The organism is Rhizobium sp. BK196 (assembly GCF_014193255.1).
Lineage (GTDB): Bacteria > Pseudomonadota > Alphaproteobacteria > Rhizobiales > Rhizobiaceae > Rhizobium.
The window spans coordinates 1-15,386 of the sequence record NZ_JACHZB010000012.1; the positions used below are offsets into that span (position 1 = coordinate 1).

The window sequence follows — 15,386 nt, forward strand, 5'->3', positions numbered from 1 at the left end:
TTATGATCTGGGATATATCGACCTGGAGCAGAGAACCTTGCAAACCATCGACAACCCGTTCGGCACGAGGTTGTCACCCATGTCTTAGGTACGTTTTGTTACCTATGTCTTCGGTATGGACATCTGGACGCCCCTTCGCCTTGAAAGGAGTTGAACCCTCGACCCCGCGCCTGGGGTTGGATGGCGTCATGTCGCGGGCGAGAAAAGTGGGCGCTTGCGACACTGCGCGGCTAAGCACCGGGTACGGGCGCCTGCTGGAGCCGGCCCATTCCAAAAACTTTAGTATTCTCGCAAATAAAAAAATATTTTCCGAAAAGAGTGATAAGATGCACCTTGTAGAATAATTTTTTTGAGAGGAAAAAACATGCAATATTATTTTCCAGGTCTTACGGGAAGGCAAATCATTATGTTTCTCATCGAAACCTCAGTGCTTATAGCTGCGCTAGCTGGCGTCCTCGTTGTTACCATCCCTATGATCTGAGCCAGGATGAGGAGCGTTGAGGTGTGTCGGCCTGCGCAAAACGTCCGGGGATTCGTTCGGCCGGATACACTTGCTCGGCTCCTCGTCACCGTCCCGACTTCACCTTCAATCAAGGACTGGCGTGGAACATATGGCAGATAAAGAGCTAGACCGGCTACTCTTCGACCGGATTTGGGCTTTGGGCGCCAAGGCAGTGCAGGACAATCAAATTTCCGCGCTCGCCGACGCCACCCTCAGTACCCCTACCTTGGAAGAATATCAGAACAGCCACGGCGAACGGATGAGCGATCTTATCAAGGTCATCAAACTGGGAATCGCGCAACTCCGGTAACGCCCGTCGCTGATCCTCGTGCTTTGAGGATCAGCTGAATTCGCTCACTAACATCGCGAAGCCGTACTGCGTCCTAGTCCGTCTGTTCAGGAACCGCGCATCGCCCAACTCACACCTCAGGGAGTCTTTCAGATGAATGACCGCAGTCAGATGGCTTTCTCGCCAATCAAGCAGATGAGAAATCACCGTTCCCAGAAGAAGGATCTAAGGTTCGCCGAAAACAGGATCGACAAGATAACAAAGCTTCTTGTCACTCAGACGGCGATTGTCAGCACGCGCCGAGCCAACTGGGGATTGGCGGAAACGGACAATGCGCTTCTCGCGAGGATATGTGATAGCAGGCGTCGCGCTATGGATTACCTGTTGCGTGTCCAGGCTTTTTGCTAAGCCACCATTCGATCGAAGTCCGAAATGGTGATGGAGCTGGCGATTTCCCTTGCTGTTTATCTTGAATATAAGCGCGGGGAGACGTCATGTCGAAACTCAATCGGGTATTGTTGGTCGTAATTGTGGCCGCCCAGCCCATCATCGCGCGAACCGAGCCACTCGAAACCCTCCACCTCCAAGACCGAATCGATGTCGTGGGGCAATCGTTGGGAACCAGTCGTTACTACAAAATCACCACTAGCACATCGCGAACAGTACTGTTCTCCGTGGTTATCGATGCATTCTGTCACTACACCATGCAGAAGGGAGGACGTAGAAACCTCCAGCCACGCGCCGACACGACTCCCATCGAATTTGCGGACAGAGCTTCGGTTGCCGAAGTTTATATTCTCTCCTTTTCTCAAACTCGCCCGGCCTGGCAGGCGAGCAGACCTTGCGCCTATTCATTTTCGCTCAAATGAGGGCGGGCTTGGAGGATCAGCCGAATTGATTCGCTAATACACCTGCTCTGTGAGCCTACTGTCTAGCTTGGCCGTTTGGTACCTGTTCCGGCATCTAAGCTTCTCGGAGCCCCCCACAACCCTGGGAGGGCTCCTTTTGTTGCGGGGAGGTAGGGGGCGGCGAAGTACTAAATCCAAACGCTTGCACCAAGTAGCGAACGCCCTAGTTGGATACAAGCTCGCCCGGAGAATGGTTGTCGCCACTTCTCGGTCATCTTTCGGACGGCCCCCTTAAAGGAGCGTGCCATGTCCACCAGATCGACCTTAGGGAGTATGAGTGCTGAACGGCGGGAGGCGGTCCTGCGCTCGCTCGTATCGATGCTGCAATACTCTGCGGGAGTAGCTAAGCTTCGAGAGTATCCGAGTTGGAACGAGATGGAAGTGTTGGCCGCAGAATTATCGCGAAACGCGGCCGCCATTGCTCAGGAAACCTCGGAAGCCGCCGAAACGTCTGTCGCACAGGCCATAAGGCTTTTGAGTGAGTTCGAGTTGCATCATCCCTCCACCGATTTTAGCTTTCATTAGAGTCGCTTCATCATCCGTTGATAACCGGCCATGGGTTAGCCCCTATTGGCGACTTGCACCCAAAAGCCTTTCTGAACCATATTCTCGCGCCGACATCTTGGAGCGCTTGACACAACACCCAACGGTCAACCGGGATACTAGGGGTCGGCGTCTGCCCACTTTCGGTCCGCTGAGGAAAACCGCCTCAGAATCGTGGAGTTTTCAAAGCGACGCGCGGCACTTTATAGATACGAGCGTGGCTGGCGCTGCACGTCCGAGAGCTTGACGATTATTGCATCTTGGCGCGACTTCGATCTTTTCTATCGAGCAAATTGCTCCGCGCCTTTTTGCCCTTGTAATTCAAAATTTCAGCACGACTTAAGATATTAGTGACGGCTCTTCTTTAGGGCGCTGTCATCAAGGGTGCAAAACCTTGCCCCAACAAAGGAGGATGTAATGTCTTCCAATCCAGCAGCACCGCATGTCGAGTCCGCCGGCTTCAAGCTGGTCAGGGAAGTCTTAAGGTCCGCCGGCCTCCGGGGATCTCAGTCGGACGCGAGTCCCGACATGAAACCTGACGCCTCGCTCTTCCTCTCAGCCGCGTTCCGTAGCGGTGTGAGGACCAAATCGGCTCTCCTGCATTCTCTCGCCAACCGCAAACAGTCGTCGACACGAGTATGTCTTGATCCCCAATCGAAGGGTAGCGCTGTTGATCGGTGGCAAGATGAGGGTGGGCGCTGATGGGCATCTTGTTCCCAAACGAAGCTCGTAGTTTTGACGACAGAAATCGCTGTGTCCGTTTCACCGGATACGACGGGATGTTCGAGATCAAGTTCTATGTGGCGACCGACGTCTTGGCCTGCGAGAAATCGCATCGAAATGCCAGCGAGGCAGACTACCTGACGGCGTTCGACGCGTTGCGGCCGCGAATTTTGAAAGCTGCGACCTCTGCTTATTCGAAAGTTCGATCCAGCGCAATTACGCTGGATCTCGCGCATTTTCGTTGAGCATACAGTGATCCTGAAAGGATACGATCGTGCATCATCGAGCCAAATCAGCTCCGGCGCTAGCACCAGGGGCAGCGAAAACTGTGCTTGTGAGCGAATTTGCGAAAAGGTTTCGCCTCGGTCAGGTGGAGGAGAACCGGTTGCGGAAGCTCCTGGGCCCCATCGCTAAGGAAATAGACCTCCTCAGAAATGCCGGCGGATAGAGGCATCGGCGGTATTATCGCCGCTTCCGCTCTCCTTGCCTGCCATAGAGCATTCCATTCTCCAGACAGAAGGTGCCATCATGAACACAACAGTGAAAAGCATCACTATCGTTCGACCGTTCCAGCTTCCCGGGATGGCGCAACCTCATCCACCAGGCATCTTCGACCTACAGATCGACGAGGAGCCTATCGACGTCTCATGGGAGGCTTATCATACGACGATGACCTTGCTCCTAAGCTCCAACGGGCGCACCGAGGCTTGGCCCGTGTCGAGGGAGGAATTTGAAAGGACGCTGGCGCCGTCTATTGCGCCTTGAGCGATCTCGCCTTCGGACCCGACGAACTGGCGACCGAGGAGATTTTTTCTGGGCATAGACACAATGGCGCCGAGCCGCGCGAGATAGCGGCTCCGCAAGCGCGTTCCCGCCTTTGCGGTTCTCAAGGTCAGTGCCGACAGCACAGGAGCGACAGCAAAAGACGATCCGATCTCAGGTCACCCCGATCTTAGCGGCAAGATCAAGGAGACCACTATGACATTCGACCGTGCCAGTGTGAGAACAACGCTCAAGCCATGGGGTCGTCTTGATCTCGGGCCATGGGCATCGGAGGAAAACCATCAGGATAGCCCTGTCGGCGAAATCTCGTTTGCCTATGACGAGGCGGGGGAACGGGATCGTCTGCTCCTCCTGAAGCTTCTCTTCACACGGGAAACTCTGTCGATACAGGTTCATCCAGATGATGCCGCCGCCAGGTCGATGGGGATGGAAAGCGGCAAGAGCGAAGCCTGGTATGTGTTGGCAGCGGAAGACGGGGCGCAGGTCGCCGTGGGCCTCAAGCGACCACTGACACAGCTCGAATTCAGGAAGGCCGCGATCGACGGATCAATCGAGGGCCTTCTCGACTGGCAGGCGGCCGCGGCCGGTGACGTGTTTTATGTTCCGGCTGGCACCGTGCATGCCATCGGTGCGGGTCTGGTCATTGCCGAGATCCAACAACGCAACGAGACGACGTTTCGCATCTGGGATCATGGACGCTCAAGAGAACTTCACATCGAACAAGCCATAGCCGTGGCACGGCTGGAACCAGCGAGCAGCAGAAAGCTGCCACGCCATATCACCGTCGAGCGCTCCGAGCTCATGTCCTGCCCATTCTTCACCCTCGAAAGGTTGAACCTCCCTGCGGACACCGTTTGGGAATTGATCGCGAGCCGAGAGAGCTGGGCGCTGGTCGTCGCGGGAGACGGAACGATAGGAACTTTGACGGCCACGATTGGCGAAGGGTTTTTCGCAGAAGCTGATCGTGCCGACATCCGTGTCGGGCCTGACGGAATCGTTTTGCTCATCGCCACCGCAGCGAGCGCGCCTGCGATCGGGCTCCTGCGCGAGGTGATAAAAGATAGACTGCAATCCGATTTTGCGGACGCGAACAGCGGTCCTGCGGGAGTCGACGTCACTCCATCCAGCCCGTCGGGAGCTTCGCTATGAACCAGCTCAAAAATGTAGCTTTCATCGGCAACTCCCTGCCACGCCGCTGTGGTATCGCGACTTTCACAACTGATCTGCAGCATGCCGTTTCCAAATCTCCAGCGCATGTTGCCACGGCAATCGTGGTCATGACGGACCACGGTCATGTCTACGATTACCCGCCGGAGGTCCGCCTCTCGATAGCCGATGAAAATCGCGATGATTATATTCGTGCCGCAGATGTGCTGAACTCCGGCAATTTCGACGTAGCCTGCCTGCAGCACGAGTTCGGAATATTTGGCGGCGAGAACGGGGAGCATATCGTTGCGCTGCTGTCGCGGTTGAAGATGCCGGTCGTCACCACGCTGCACACGGTTCTTGCTGAACCGAGCTCCGGCCAGCGTCGAGTCCTGAACAAAATCATCGACCTGTCCGACAAACTGGTGGTCATGGCGGAAAAGGGCAGGACTTTGTTGTCGGAGGTCTATCATGTAGCGGCCGAAAAGATAGAGGTCGTTCCTCACGGAATTCCCGACATGCCGTTTTTGGAACCGGCAGTCTCGAAAGCTGGCCTCGGGTTCGACGGGCGCTCGGTGATCCTGACGTTCGGCCTTCTCTCGCCCAACAAAGGCATCGAGGTCATGATCGATGCCATGCCCTTGATCTTGAAAAGTCGGCCCGATGCGGTCTACGTGATCCTTGGGGCAACTCATCCCAATCTCGTACGCGACGAAGGTGAGGCCTATCGCGAGAGCCTGGTGACGCGGGTGAACGACCTGGGCATCGAGGACAGCGTGGTGTTTCTCGATCGCTTCGTCGATAAGGCAACGCTGCTGGAGTTCATTTCCATGTGCGATGTCTATGCCACGCCTTATCTCAACGAAGCCCAGATGACATCGGGCACCCTGGCTTACAGCTTCGGTCTCGGGAAGGCAGTCGTCTCCACACCTTATTGGCATGCTCAAGAGCTGCTGGCTAACGATCGTGGTGTGCTCGTTCCCTTCGGTGACCCGACGGCCATCGGACGCGAGATCGCGTCGCTTCTCACCAATGACGCAAGACGCGACGTAATGCGCCGGCAGGCATACCAAACCAGCCGACCGATGACATGGCAAAAGACCGCGGAGCGCTATCTCGCATTGTTCTCACAGGTAGCGATTCAAAATCTCGCACGCCGGCCCGCAGCATCAAAGAATGTCGTGATGCAAAAGGCCCCTCCCCTGCCCGAGCTTCAGCTCGGCTACTTCATGTCGATGTGCGACGATACAGGACTATTCCAGCATGCCGTCTATTCGGTGCCTGATCGGGCGCACGGCTACTGTGTCGACGACAATGCCCGCGCGCTTCTCTTGTCGGTTGCCCTCAACGAGCCCGGCGAACGGCTTCTTCCGGAGGCGCTCCCCTCGCGCTTCGCTTCCTTCGTGCAGCACGCCTGGAACCCCGACGAGAAACATTTTAGAAACTTTATGGGCTTCGACCGACGCTGGCTGGAAGACAAGGGATCACAGGACAGCCACGGCCGAACGCTCTGGGCTCTCGGGGAATGCGCCCGTGGCGACACTAGCCCCTCCCGGCGCGCGTGGGCTACGGCCCTGTTCGCGCAGGCATTGCCAACCGTTGAAGGTTTCGGCTCCCCACGCGCTTGGGCCTTTGCGCTTTTGGGACTGGACGGCTATTGCGCGGCCTCGCCTCAGGACGTACTCGCGCAACACATTCGCTCGTCCCTGGCCGACAGGATGATGGATATCTTCCATCGCGTCGAGAGAACGGGCTGGACCTGGTTCGAGGAGAACCTGTCCTACGACAATGCCCGGCTGTGTCAGGCCCTGATCGTGACGGGACTGGGTGCTGCACGCCCCGATTATGTGGCGGCAGGCCTCAAATCCTTACGATGGCTGTTGACGATACAGACGGGGCCTGAAGGGCTATTCAGGCCGATCGGAACGGATGGCTTTACAGATCGGACGGGAGAGGTGAAGCACTTCGACCAACAGCCTCTGGAAGCATCGGCGACGATCGCTGCTTGTCATGCGGCATGGCGGGTCGGCCACGACATCACATGGAAAAAAGAGGCTGCAAAAGCTTTCGCCTGGTTCCTCGGCAGCAACGATCTCTCATTGCCGGTCGTGGATCTTGAAACAGGCAGTTGCCGCGACGGTCTGCATCCGACGCGTCTCAATGAAAATAGAGGCGGCGAATCCGTAGTCTGCTATCTCCTTGGCCTTCTCGAGTATCGCAAGCTTTCGCGCGCGAGTGGCCATCCATCGACATTCGGCCAGCTTCGCGCACTGACGGCATGAATCACAGCCTCAAATCAGATCGAGATCATTGTGTCACAGACAGCATTTCTCAACCGCCAAGCACTTTTCCTACGACCGGATCCTACGCGCGTCGTGGTGCGGCCCTTCAAGCCAGCCGCGGAACCGCGAGATCTCAAGCCGACGGACAAAACGCGTGCCAATCACATAGTCGATCGTGTGCTCGGCCTCGACATCGAGGTCGCAAAGCAGCAACTTGCAGAGATTCTCGAAAACTTCGAGGGCCGACACCGTAATCTGCTGGCAACGTTCGAAAAGCGCGCTTATGAAATGGAAGAGGCGTTCGCACCGCATATTACTTTCACCAAGGTGCAACGCCAACTCGTCGGTGCCTTCTTCATGCACGAATATTCCTTCGAGGCATCCGCTCTGTTCAACCCAAGCATTGTCGCCCATGCGGATCAGTCAGGGGTCCCAAGCGGCAGCAAGCGCTTTGTCTTGAGCCTGCGTGCGGTCGGCGAAGGACATGTTTCGTCTCTCACCTTTCGATCGGGAATTGTCGACCAGGATGGCACTGTGGATATCGAACCTACGGCGCGACTTGCGTCCATTCCCGTTGTTGAAAATCCCCTATCCACATCTCCCGACGAGCCTTTGGAACTGAGGTTTTTCTCCGAGCAGCCAATCAGTGAGCGGGTGATTTTTCCAGTCAGCGCTGCGCAGTCGAACGGCATCGAAGATGCTCGCTTCGTCGAGTTCGAAGAGGCTGGGCACAAAACCTATTACGCCACCTACACGGCCTATAATGGCAGAGACATTCGCTCTGAACTCCTCGAGACTAAAGATTTTCTGTCGTTCCGGATGACACCTCTCATGGGGACAGCTGCAAAGAACAAGGGGATGGCCTTATTCCCGCGAAAGATCGACGGCCAGTTTGCGATGATCGGCCGTCAGGACAATGAAAACCTTTACCTGATCCGTTCCAATGACCTCCACGTCTGGAATGGCGGCGAGATCATTCTCGGGCCGAAATTTCCGTGGGAATTCGTGCAAATGGGCAATTGCGGATCGCCGATCGAACTCGACGAAGGCTGGTTGCTTCTCACGCATGGCGTCGGACCCGTGCGAAGATACGCAATCGGCGCAGCCCTTCTCGACAAACGTGATCCGTCCAAGGTTCTCGCCCGCTCGAAAGAGCCGCTCGTTCACCCGGAGCCGTCGGAACGCGAGGGATATGTACCGAACGTCGTCTACACATGTGGCGCCATGCGTCACAACGATCAGATCGTGCTACCATACGCCATCTGCGACACGTTCTCGAACTTCTCGACCATTAAGATTGCCGATCTGCTGGACACGTTGACCGGCTGACTCTCTGCTTTGGGTTATAATCAGCAACGCGGTGAAGGTTAAAGCCGGCCGAAGCCAAGCCATAGCCGCTGTGCCCTCCTATTCAGAATACCCCTGCAGCATCAGGCCTGTTTACGGGTACTGCTTCAGTCGGGCAACAAACAGCCCGAGCCAAGATATCGCATTGGGAACTCGCCCTTCGAATCTAGGCCGCCTTCAACTGTTTGGTGCCGACACCGGGAGACCAGCAACATCAAACGGCCGTAATGCCGCGGTACGCTACCTTCAACTGCGATGCCGCCCCGAGGGGCGATACCATTGGCGAGTTCGCCTAGATTAGTCGCCGTCAATCATTCCCGAAATTACGACCTTTATGGAGCAGGCCTCATGCAGGCTTGAATTGTTGTTTTGAAATCACCACGCCGAAATTCTACTCCGTTTGCCAGCAGCCGTGCTCGAGCCACCGCAGATAAAAAAGTAATATCGAGCCCGCAGAACTTAATGAGACGATATGAACAATATATGGTTTCAGCCCGAGAAGCCGCCCATGCCGGTGACGGGGTCGAGGCGGAGAACCTTTATCAGCACGCTGAACACTTCTATCTCGCGGCAGCCCTGGAGAAAGCCGGCATGCAACGATGATCGCGGAAACAAAGTCATCCATGGAACGAGGTTCGGACGAAAAAGCCTGGCTCAAAATCCTTGCGAAATATCGCAAGCCGCATGCGGGCCGCAGCGTGTTCGAGTTGACGCCCTTTCGTCGCCTTCTGGACGCTGACTTGGCTCGCGGTTCATTTCGGCTTCGCGCTTCGATGACTGGACAGGACGCGTTCTCGGCGTCCTTACCCTGACGCCTCATGACTATTGGCGCAGGGCGCATGCTACGCACCACGCGTCGGCCGGCAATCTCGATGAGCGCGGCGTCGGGGATATTACCACTCTTACCGTCACGGAATACTATGGTCGGTCCCGGTGGAGACAGATTGGATATCGCCTTTATCGGCATCCGCTGGTGATGTTTCGAATAGGCCCTGCCCGGCTCTTCCTGTTTCAGCAACGGCTGCCGATGGGGATGATGCGCGAAGGTGTGCTTCCATGGATGTCGACGATAGCTACCAACATCGCGGTGATGGTGATCGCCAGCGAAAGCTCCTTTGGAAAATTCAGGGTCGCACGCTGGAGACCGGAATTTTGTCGAACGCACGAGAGACTGGTTGCGCGACACAGGTTCGATACGACCAACACAGCAGGAGCTTAGAACAAAAACCAGATAGGTATTGCAAAACCAAAAATTGAGCTTATATGTTGATTATCGACCAATGCTTGTGACGTCGTTCCAGAGCTTTATGCTCCCGTCGGATTTCCTCTCAAATAATCGATCTTATTCCGCAAGGCATCGCGGGAACCACAACGATTGCTTAGAAAGGAAATCGTTATGAACACTGGTACTGTAAAGTGGTTTAACTCCACCAAAGGCTTCGGCTTCATTCAGCCTGACAATGGCAGCACGGATGTGTTCGTGCACGTGTCTGCCGTCGAGCGCTCCGGCATGCGTTCGCTCTCGGATGGTCAGAAGATCACTTATGACATCGTCCAGGACCGCAAGTCCGGAAAGAGTTCTGCCGACAACCTTCAAGCGGCGTGATAAGGTCATTCGACCGCTGACCACGGATGTACTGGCAGCAAAGCTGAATGACTGTGAGAGGTCGGGTTCATGCCCGGCCTTTTGTTTTTCCCGCCACAGAGATTGGCAATTTTAATCTCCGAAGCGTCCGCAAGGACGGGTCCGGTTTCAACCGCTGCAATATCCGGCCCGAGCGGCATCGCAGGCACAAATGACAATAGCCTGCCCAAACGGCGAGGCAGGCACGTGGCAGACGCAATAGCCGCATCATAGGCATCGCTGTCTTTCCGACGGCCTTACCAAAACGAGAGGAGGACACGATGTCTTCCAACGAGTATTCCGGCTACGTTTCACAAAATCTGGCCCGTTCGAGTCCATTCGGATATCATGAACAAGCGACCCTTCGCGCGCTTCTCGAGACCGCGGCCACCCGAGCCGCTCAGCGAAACCTGCCCCTGGCGGCGATGAGTGCCTTTCTAAATTTCGGCATCGACGGAACCCGCATGCGGACGATACTTCAAGGCAGGACGCTCCTCCCAGTTTAGCAAATTTGCTTCGAGACAAACGCGGACCCAAATCACTCCAGCTCAAACAGCGCCGACATTTAGGCGCCGAAGGATAAACCCATGGCCAAAGGCCAAACGCGTAGCAACCGCGAAATCCGTAAACCGAAAAAAGACAAGACCGCAACAGTGACACCCGCGCCCTCTGGCTCGCAGGTCAAGCTCACGGGCGGCCACACCGCGAGTGTCAGCAAGAAATAGCTCGTCGTTGTCACGCCAATACCATCGCAAAGGGCGCGATAGCGCGCTCATTCTTCGAGGACAAAATGACAAGCTACACCACCCGAAAATCCGCAGAAGGGCTGTTTCGTGCACCTGCCGCCGAAGCCGGTTCCAGTGCCGAAAAGCTCTTCAACCTTCGAAAAGGGATGCAGCTGCGCCAGCGCCAACTGCGCGATAGCGAACGGACCGTGCGAGATGCCGCCCGTCGCCTCCGTCATCCTGTCGCAACCGCGAGGGCTCAAATGTGACCCGGTTCGATTATACGGGCGGAGCTGGACTTTACGCCGGCAAGTCGAAAGGTGGAACAAGCGGCCCTCGCTATCGGCGGTTCGAGACAGCTGCCGAAGCCCTGCGTTTCGCCGTAGAGGACATGCCAAACAGTCAGCAGCGTGGCTCTATGTTGGAGATTGACGAGGCGCGTTTTGATCAGAACCAGATTCGCGCGCTCTATGACGCGCCGGGCTACCCACTTTCACGCCGCTCGCCTGACCGGCGACAGGTCTGACGGACTCTTGAGACGTCGGCATAAGCTTTGATCTGCGACGCTCAGAGATCCGGGGCCGGAGCCGCGAGGCTATAGAACGATCGGACTGAGGTGGCTCAATTGTCACGTTGTGGTGCTTCTTCGATCTCGAAGGGGTGAGAACCATCAGCCGCCTTCTCGATGAACATCTCCCCTGTTCACCCGCGCGTGTCGAACACCTGTGCCGGAAGAATGTGCGGCTCAGGACGCTGCCTCTTGCCCTGACTAATACCGTCCTCCATGGATTAAGGATGGACTTAATACAGAAAAGCTCTACGTATCCCTCATCGTCAGCAATGAATTCGTAGGCGCTGGCGGCTGAGGGCTAAGAGCTCCCGCCTGCCAATGCAGGACGCGCTCGTGGTCGATGATTGCGCCGAGACTTTTCAGAAAATCATCAGCGAAGACAGTAGCAAGCTGCTTGTTCTCATCGCTGAAGATGAATTACTCATCAAACTAAGTCTCGAAGACGTCGTGACGGAAGCAGGCTTCGAGCACCGCGCCGTATCGGATGCGGATGAGGCTATTCTTGCTTTGGAAGAGGACTCTGCTCGCTTTTGCGCCTTGATAACCGACGTGAGGATGCCAGGACAAACAGACGGTTGGGATTTGGCTCGCCGAGCGCGAGAATTGCAGCCGCTTATCCCAGTGATCTATATGACAGGCGACAGCGCCAAGGAATGGGCAGCTCAAGGCGTTCCCAATAGCGTTCTGCTTCAGAAGCCTTTCGTCCATGCCCAGCTCGTCACCGCATTAACCACTCTGCTGAACGATGCTGCCACGAGCGGGATTGGCCAATAGCTTGTCAGCATGAAAGACGAGATCGGCTCGGGCGCTCAATCTTTTTGCTTGGCCTCCTCGGCGGGCGCTGTGCCAAACGGCTGCGGTCTGCCTGCCGTCCCGGCCTTTGCCCAGCCGGCGGTCTCACCGCCATTCGCAATCCATCGCCGGGTGGCCACTCGACCGCGGCGGCAATCCGTACGATAATGCCAAGGCCGAAAGCTTCATGAAAACGCTGAAGGTCGAGGCGGTCTATCCGATGGCCTTCGAAACCTTCGAAGACATCACTGAACACCTTCCCCACTTCATCGAGGAGGTCTACAACAAGCGCCGGCTCCATTCAGCACTCGGCTACCTGAGCCCCCAAACAGTTCGAGGATCAACACATCCGGCAGACTGGCAAATCAGCAGCCTGATCATTGTCCACCCCGAGGGGCGCACTCCAATTAGGGGTGAATTTTGGACACCATGACGTAATTGCTCGCCTTAGTTCTTGGAATGACGCTCAATATTTGAGCCCCATCCTCGAAGGAGACTCGCATGAAACACTATGTTGGCCTGGACATATCGCAACGGGAAACAGCCGTTTGTGTCGTGGACGAGACCGGAAGACTGATCTTCGAAGGTAGAGCTAAGTCGAATCCCGGAGCCCTGGCAGAGCTGATCCGGAGGAAAGCGCCGTTTGCGGAACGCATCGGCTTTGAAACTGGAGCTATGTCGAGCTGGCTGTGGCATGAGCTCAGGCGTATCGACTTACCTGTCGTCTGCATCGACGCACGGCACGCGAAAGCCGCATTATCGGTGCGCATGAACAAGAGCGACGAGAATGATGCCCGAGGCTTAGCGGAGCTGGTTCGCATCGGCTGGTACCGGGAGGTGAAGGTCAAGAGTGCCGAGAGCCAGCAGGTTCGCTCCCTGCTCGTAAACCGCTCGCGCCTGATCGAAATAAGACGAGCGATCGAAAACCAGATACGAGCGATGGTGAAGGAGTATGGACTGTTCTTCGATCGCGCCATTGGGTCGATGTTCCGGCGTAAGGTGGCGGAATTGGTCGATGCCGAACACCCTCTCAAAGATGTCATCGCCCCGCTGCTTTCCATTCATGAACAAGTTTGCGGCGAACAGGAAAAGCTCGACAAGCGGATCGCCGCTCTTGCACGCGCCGACGAAACAAGCCGTCGGCTGATGACCGTGCCAGGCATCGGCGTCGTCACAGCGCTGACGTTCCGTCACACCATCGACGATCCGAGTCGGTTCCGATCGGCCGCGACAGTTGGCGCATATCTCGGTCTGACACCCAGGCGAAAGCAATCTGGGGAGAGCGACACGAACGGCAAGACATCGAAATGGGGCGATCGACTGTTAAGAACGTATCTGTTCGAGGCCGCGTCGGTCCTGCTGCACAGGACGAAGAAATGGTGCACATTGAAGGCGTGGGGGCTGCGGCTTGCGAAGCGCATCGGGATGAAAAAGGCCAAGGGCGCCGTTGCCCGAAAGCTCGCTGTCATTCTTCACTGCATCTGGGTCGACGGCACCACCTTTGAATGGAATGCTCAGAAAACCGCTTGAACTAAACCTGAGTTTGCAGGCCCTAGACGGGGTCTGCAATGTCCCCGCCGGGACGGTGGTTGCGGTGACTTCGGTCAATCGGCTGATGGCCCAACAGGCACATCGATGGACACGTTGAAGCACTCGACCCGAACAACATCATGAGGCAACGACCTCGGAAAGGACCATGACCCCGGCAAGGATGTTGCAGGCGCTTGACAAACACCCGCAATTAAAGGGCTGTTTGACACGTATCGCCCAAATATTTGCGGCGTCACGCTGGCGTGGATCGCTGAACCGGCTGGGCGTCTTTCGCATCGAATGTGCGGGAAAACGGAGCACAACGTAGTTCGGGAACTTTCGTTCCAGAAGGCTAAGTAACCTGCCGTCACCGTCTCTAGGACCGCTCACTTACGGGGCCTCTAATACGGGGCGGGGCGGAGTTTTCGGCAAGTCTGGCATATGCGGTCGAACGGCGGATTTTGCTCTTTGGTGCTACAGCGGATCATCCCGGCGGCGCCCTGCGCTGTTTCACCTCGTTGAGTTCGCGTTCAAGGCACTACTAACATGACACATTGACTCCTCCGCCTACCTTTCGGGGGTTAGGCTGGGCGACGCCGGCCGCCGCCAGACGCGCCGGGATGAGAGTTCTGGGTTTCACAGGTGGTGGACATGCCTACAGTGGTCTCGCTTCCCGCCTAACGGATGCCGGGGGCGGAACAGGTTTGCGGCGCCGGCAACGTCGTACCGCCGGTCCCCGACCATGACGCAGTGATCGCGCTCAAGGCCATTCTCGCACATGGGCGATCAGTTCCGGCTTATGGTCGATATGGCCGTCCGGCGTCGATCCGTAGATACCGGCAAACAACCCATCCAGCTCCTTATTCTCAAGGATCCTGCGTGCGAATGTCTCGCGCTTCGACGTAGCCAGGTACAGTCTGGCAGATTGTCTCATCGCCAGCAGAGCATCAGGGATACCGTCGTAAACCTCACTGAAAAGCAGGCCTCGAGCGCCGTAATCCTGCCGGTAGGCGTCGACCGCTTCCGTGACTCGATCGTCCCCTAATTGTCGGAGAAGGGTAACGCATGACGTGAGAGGATCCGCCGGAAGCTTCGCCGGAATGCTCAGCGCCGCCCCATCCTCATCGGTATATTTCGCATCGTAGCTGTAGAAACCACAGCTTCGGCCGGGATGATCTCACCCCGGCGGGATACGAACAGACCGCCCTTGGTGTCCTCAAGCACGCTGCGCGGGCAGATCCCGGAGCCAATCCTAACCGGTGATGAGCTGGCCCGCCTTATGGCACCGGCAAGACACAATAGTAAATGGCCGGTGCTTCCGCATACGGCCTTTGCCCCTGAGAAGTCGAGACTTGTGATGGAGCCTTCCCTACCGCTCGACCGGCTTGGCGGGGGCTTCGCTCTTGGATGCTCTTCGATCTGCGAGCAACGAGTCCAAAGCCTGATGTTCCGGACCAAACGGCCGCTGATTCAAGAATGAACTCACTGGGATTGTCGTTTCATGCCCACCGGAGGATGGGTTGCCACGATGAACAACGACTTCGCTGTTGGTGGCAGCGTCAACGCCGAGAAACCACCGATCGCCATTCGTGCTTGAAGCAAACTCTTTGAGATTTTCCAA

At 56.5% G+C, this 15,386-nt stretch carries 15 protein-coding genes and 3 pseudogenes; 15 read left to right on the forward strand and 3 right to left on the reverse strand.

The genetic code is table 11. The features are described from left to right. The first annotated feature begins 611 nt into the window (after window positions 1–611). From FHT78_RS28295 to FHT78_RS28365, 15 genes and pseudogenes are all read left to right on the forward strand, one after another. Window positions 612–812 carry a hypothetical protein gene (locus FHT78_RS28295; RefSeq protein WP_183749869.1) on the forward strand — a complete coding sequence of 67 codons (201 nt, stop codon included), beginning with the start codon at window positions 612–614 and terminating at the stop codon, window positions 810–812. 132 nt (window positions 813–944) lie between these two features. Beyond that, window positions 945–1,199, forward strand: coding sequence for a hypothetical protein (locus FHT78_RS28300; protein ID WP_183749870.1), 255 nt, complete (start codon window positions 945–947; stop codon window positions 1,197–1,199). An 86-nt stretch (window positions 1,200–1,285) separates the two neighbouring features. Then, window positions 1,286–1,660: a hypothetical protein gene (locus FHT78_RS28305; RefSeq protein ID WP_183749871.1), complete on the forward strand. Its 375-nt coding sequence runs from the start codon at window positions 1,286–1,288 to the stop codon at window positions 1,658–1,660. Between the two features lie 285 nt (window positions 1,661–1,945). Further along, window positions 1,946–2,224 (forward strand): hypothetical protein, encoded by a 279-nt coding sequence (locus FHT78_RS28310; protein WP_183749872.1) that lies wholly within the window; start codon window positions 1,946–1,948, stop codon window positions 2,222–2,224. Window positions 2,225–2,943: 719 nt separating this feature from the next. After that, entirely contained in the window at window positions 2,944–3,210 is a 267-nt protein-coding gene (locus tag FHT78_RS28315) for a DUF1488 domain-containing protein (protein ID WP_183749873.1), read from the forward strand. A gap of 733 nt (window positions 3,211–3,943) precedes the next feature. Next, window positions 3,944–4,897: a class I mannose-6-phosphate isomerase gene (locus tag FHT78_RS28320; protein WP_183749874.1), complete on the forward strand. Its 954-nt coding sequence runs from the start codon at window positions 3,944–3,946 to the stop codon at window positions 4,895–4,897. After that, on the forward strand, window positions 4,894–7,176 hold the full coding sequence (locus FHT78_RS28325) for a glycosyltransferase family 4 protein (RefSeq protein ID WP_183749875.1): 2,283 nt from the start codon (window positions 4,894–4,896) through the stop codon (window positions 7,174–7,176). Before FHT78_RS28320 ends, FHT78_RS28325 begins: the two co-directional genes overlap by 4 nt. Window positions 7,177–7,206: 30 nt before the next feature. After that, window positions 7,207–8,505 (forward strand): glycoside hydrolase family 130 protein, encoded by a 1,299-nt coding sequence (locus FHT78_RS28330; protein WP_183749876.1) that lies wholly within the window; start codon window positions 7,207–7,209, stop codon window positions 8,503–8,505. Between the two features lie 387 nt (window positions 8,506–8,892). Further along, window positions 8,893–9,126 carry a DUF4167 domain-containing protein gene (locus FHT78_RS29720; protein WP_210278581.1) on the forward strand — a complete coding sequence of 78 codons (234 nt, stop codon included), beginning with the start codon at window positions 8,893–8,895 and terminating at the stop codon, window positions 9,124–9,126. Next, a pseudogene (locus FHT78_RS28340) lies at window positions 9,123–9,628 on the forward strand (fatty acid desaturase); the annotation flags it as partial. The gene FHT78_RS29720 and the pseudogene FHT78_RS28340, both read left to right, overlap by 4 nt. A gap of 291 nt (window positions 9,629–9,919) precedes the next feature. Then, the gene (locus FHT78_RS28345) at window positions 9,920–10,129 is read left to right on the forward strand and encodes a cold-shock protein (protein WP_183749878.1); all 210 of its coding nucleotides are present in this window, start codon (window positions 9,920–9,922) and stop codon (window positions 10,127–10,129) included. A 605-nt stretch (window positions 10,130–10,734) separates the two neighbouring features. Further along, on the forward strand, window positions 10,735–10,872 hold the full coding sequence (locus FHT78_RS28350) for a hypothetical protein (protein WP_167078042.1): 138 nt from the start codon (window positions 10,735–10,737) through the stop codon (window positions 10,870–10,872). An 889-nt stretch (window positions 10,873–11,761) separates the two neighbouring features. Next, window positions 11,762–12,217 carry a response regulator gene (locus FHT78_RS28355; protein WP_183749879.1) on the forward strand — a complete coding sequence of 152 codons (456 nt, stop codon included), beginning with the start codon at window positions 11,762–11,764 and terminating at the stop codon, window positions 12,215–12,217. 163 nt (window positions 12,218–12,380) lie between these two features. Further along, a pseudogene (locus FHT78_RS29520) lies at window positions 12,381–12,560 on the forward strand (integrase core domain-containing protein); the annotation flags it as partial. Window positions 12,561–12,736: 176 nt separating this feature from the next. Beyond that, window positions 12,737–13,765, forward strand: coding sequence for an IS110 family transposase (locus FHT78_RS28365; protein WP_183749881.1), 1,029 nt, complete (start codon window positions 12,737–12,739; stop codon window positions 13,763–13,765). Window positions 13,766–14,525: 760 nt separating this feature from the next. Here FHT78_RS28365 and FHT78_RS29840 read toward each other — a convergent pair. The 3 genes and pseudogenes from FHT78_RS29840 to FHT78_RS28370 all read right to left on the reverse strand — a co-directional run bounded on the left by FHT78_RS29840 (window position 14,526) and on the right by FHT78_RS28370 (window position 15,386). Further along, entirely contained in the window at window positions 14,526–14,867 is a 342-nt protein-coding gene (locus tag FHT78_RS29840; RefSeq protein ID WP_348644773.1) for an HAD family hydrolase, read from the reverse strand. Next, window positions 14,844–14,992, reverse strand: a pseudogene (locus FHT78_RS29525) (D-alanine--D-alanine ligase A); the annotation flags it as partial. The gene FHT78_RS29840 and the pseudogene FHT78_RS29525, both read right to left, overlap by 24 nt. A gap of 142 nt (window positions 14,993–15,134) precedes the next feature. Then, window positions 15,135–15,386, reverse strand: coding sequence for a hypothetical protein (locus FHT78_RS28370; protein WP_183749882.1), 252 nt, complete (start codon window positions 15,384–15,386; stop codon window positions 15,135–15,137).

What these genes read in the sequence shown, in the direction of transcription:
- FHT78_RS28295 (WP_183749869.1), top strand. Translation starts at nt 612, where the DNA reads ATGGCAGATAAAGAGCTAGACCGGCTACTCTTCGACCGGATTTGGGCT.
- FHT78_RS28300 (WP_183749870.1), top strand. Translation starts at nt 945, where the DNA reads ATGAATGACCGCAGTCAGATGGCTTTCTCGCCAATCAAGCAGATGAGA.
- FHT78_RS28305 (WP_183749871.1), top strand. Translation starts at nt 1,286, where the DNA reads ATGTCGAAACTCAATCGGGTATTGTTGGTCGTAATTGTGGCCGCCCAG.
- FHT78_RS28310 (WP_183749872.1), top strand. Translation starts at nt 1,946, where the DNA reads ATGTCCACCAGATCGACCTTAGGGAGTATGAGTGCTGAACGGCGGGAG.
- FHT78_RS28315 (WP_183749873.1), top strand. Translation starts at nt 2,944, where the DNA reads ATGGGCATCTTGTTCCCAAACGAAGCTCGTAGTTTTGACGACAGAAAT.
- FHT78_RS28320 (WP_183749874.1), top strand. Translation starts at nt 3,944, where the DNA reads ATGACATTCGACCGTGCCAGTGTGAGAACAACGCTCAAGCCATGGGGT.
- FHT78_RS28325 (WP_183749875.1), top strand. Translation starts at nt 4,894, where the DNA reads ATGAACCAGCTCAAAAATGTAGCTTTCATCGGCAACTCCCTGCCACGC.
- FHT78_RS28345 (WP_183749878.1), top strand. Translation starts at nt 9,920, where the DNA reads ATGAACACTGGTACTGTAAAGTGGTTTAACTCCACCAAAGGCTTCGGC.
- FHT78_RS28350 (WP_167078042.1), top strand. Translation starts at nt 10,735, where the DNA reads ATGGCCAAAGGCCAAACGCGTAGCAACCGCGAAATCCGTAAACCGAAA.
- FHT78_RS28355 (WP_183749879.1), top strand. Translation starts at nt 11,762, where the DNA reads ATGCAGGACGCGCTCGTGGTCGATGATTGCGCCGAGACTTTTCAGAAA.
- FHT78_RS28365 (WP_183749881.1), top strand. Translation starts at nt 12,737, where the DNA reads ATGAAACACTATGTTGGCCTGGACATATCGCAACGGGAAACAGCCGTT.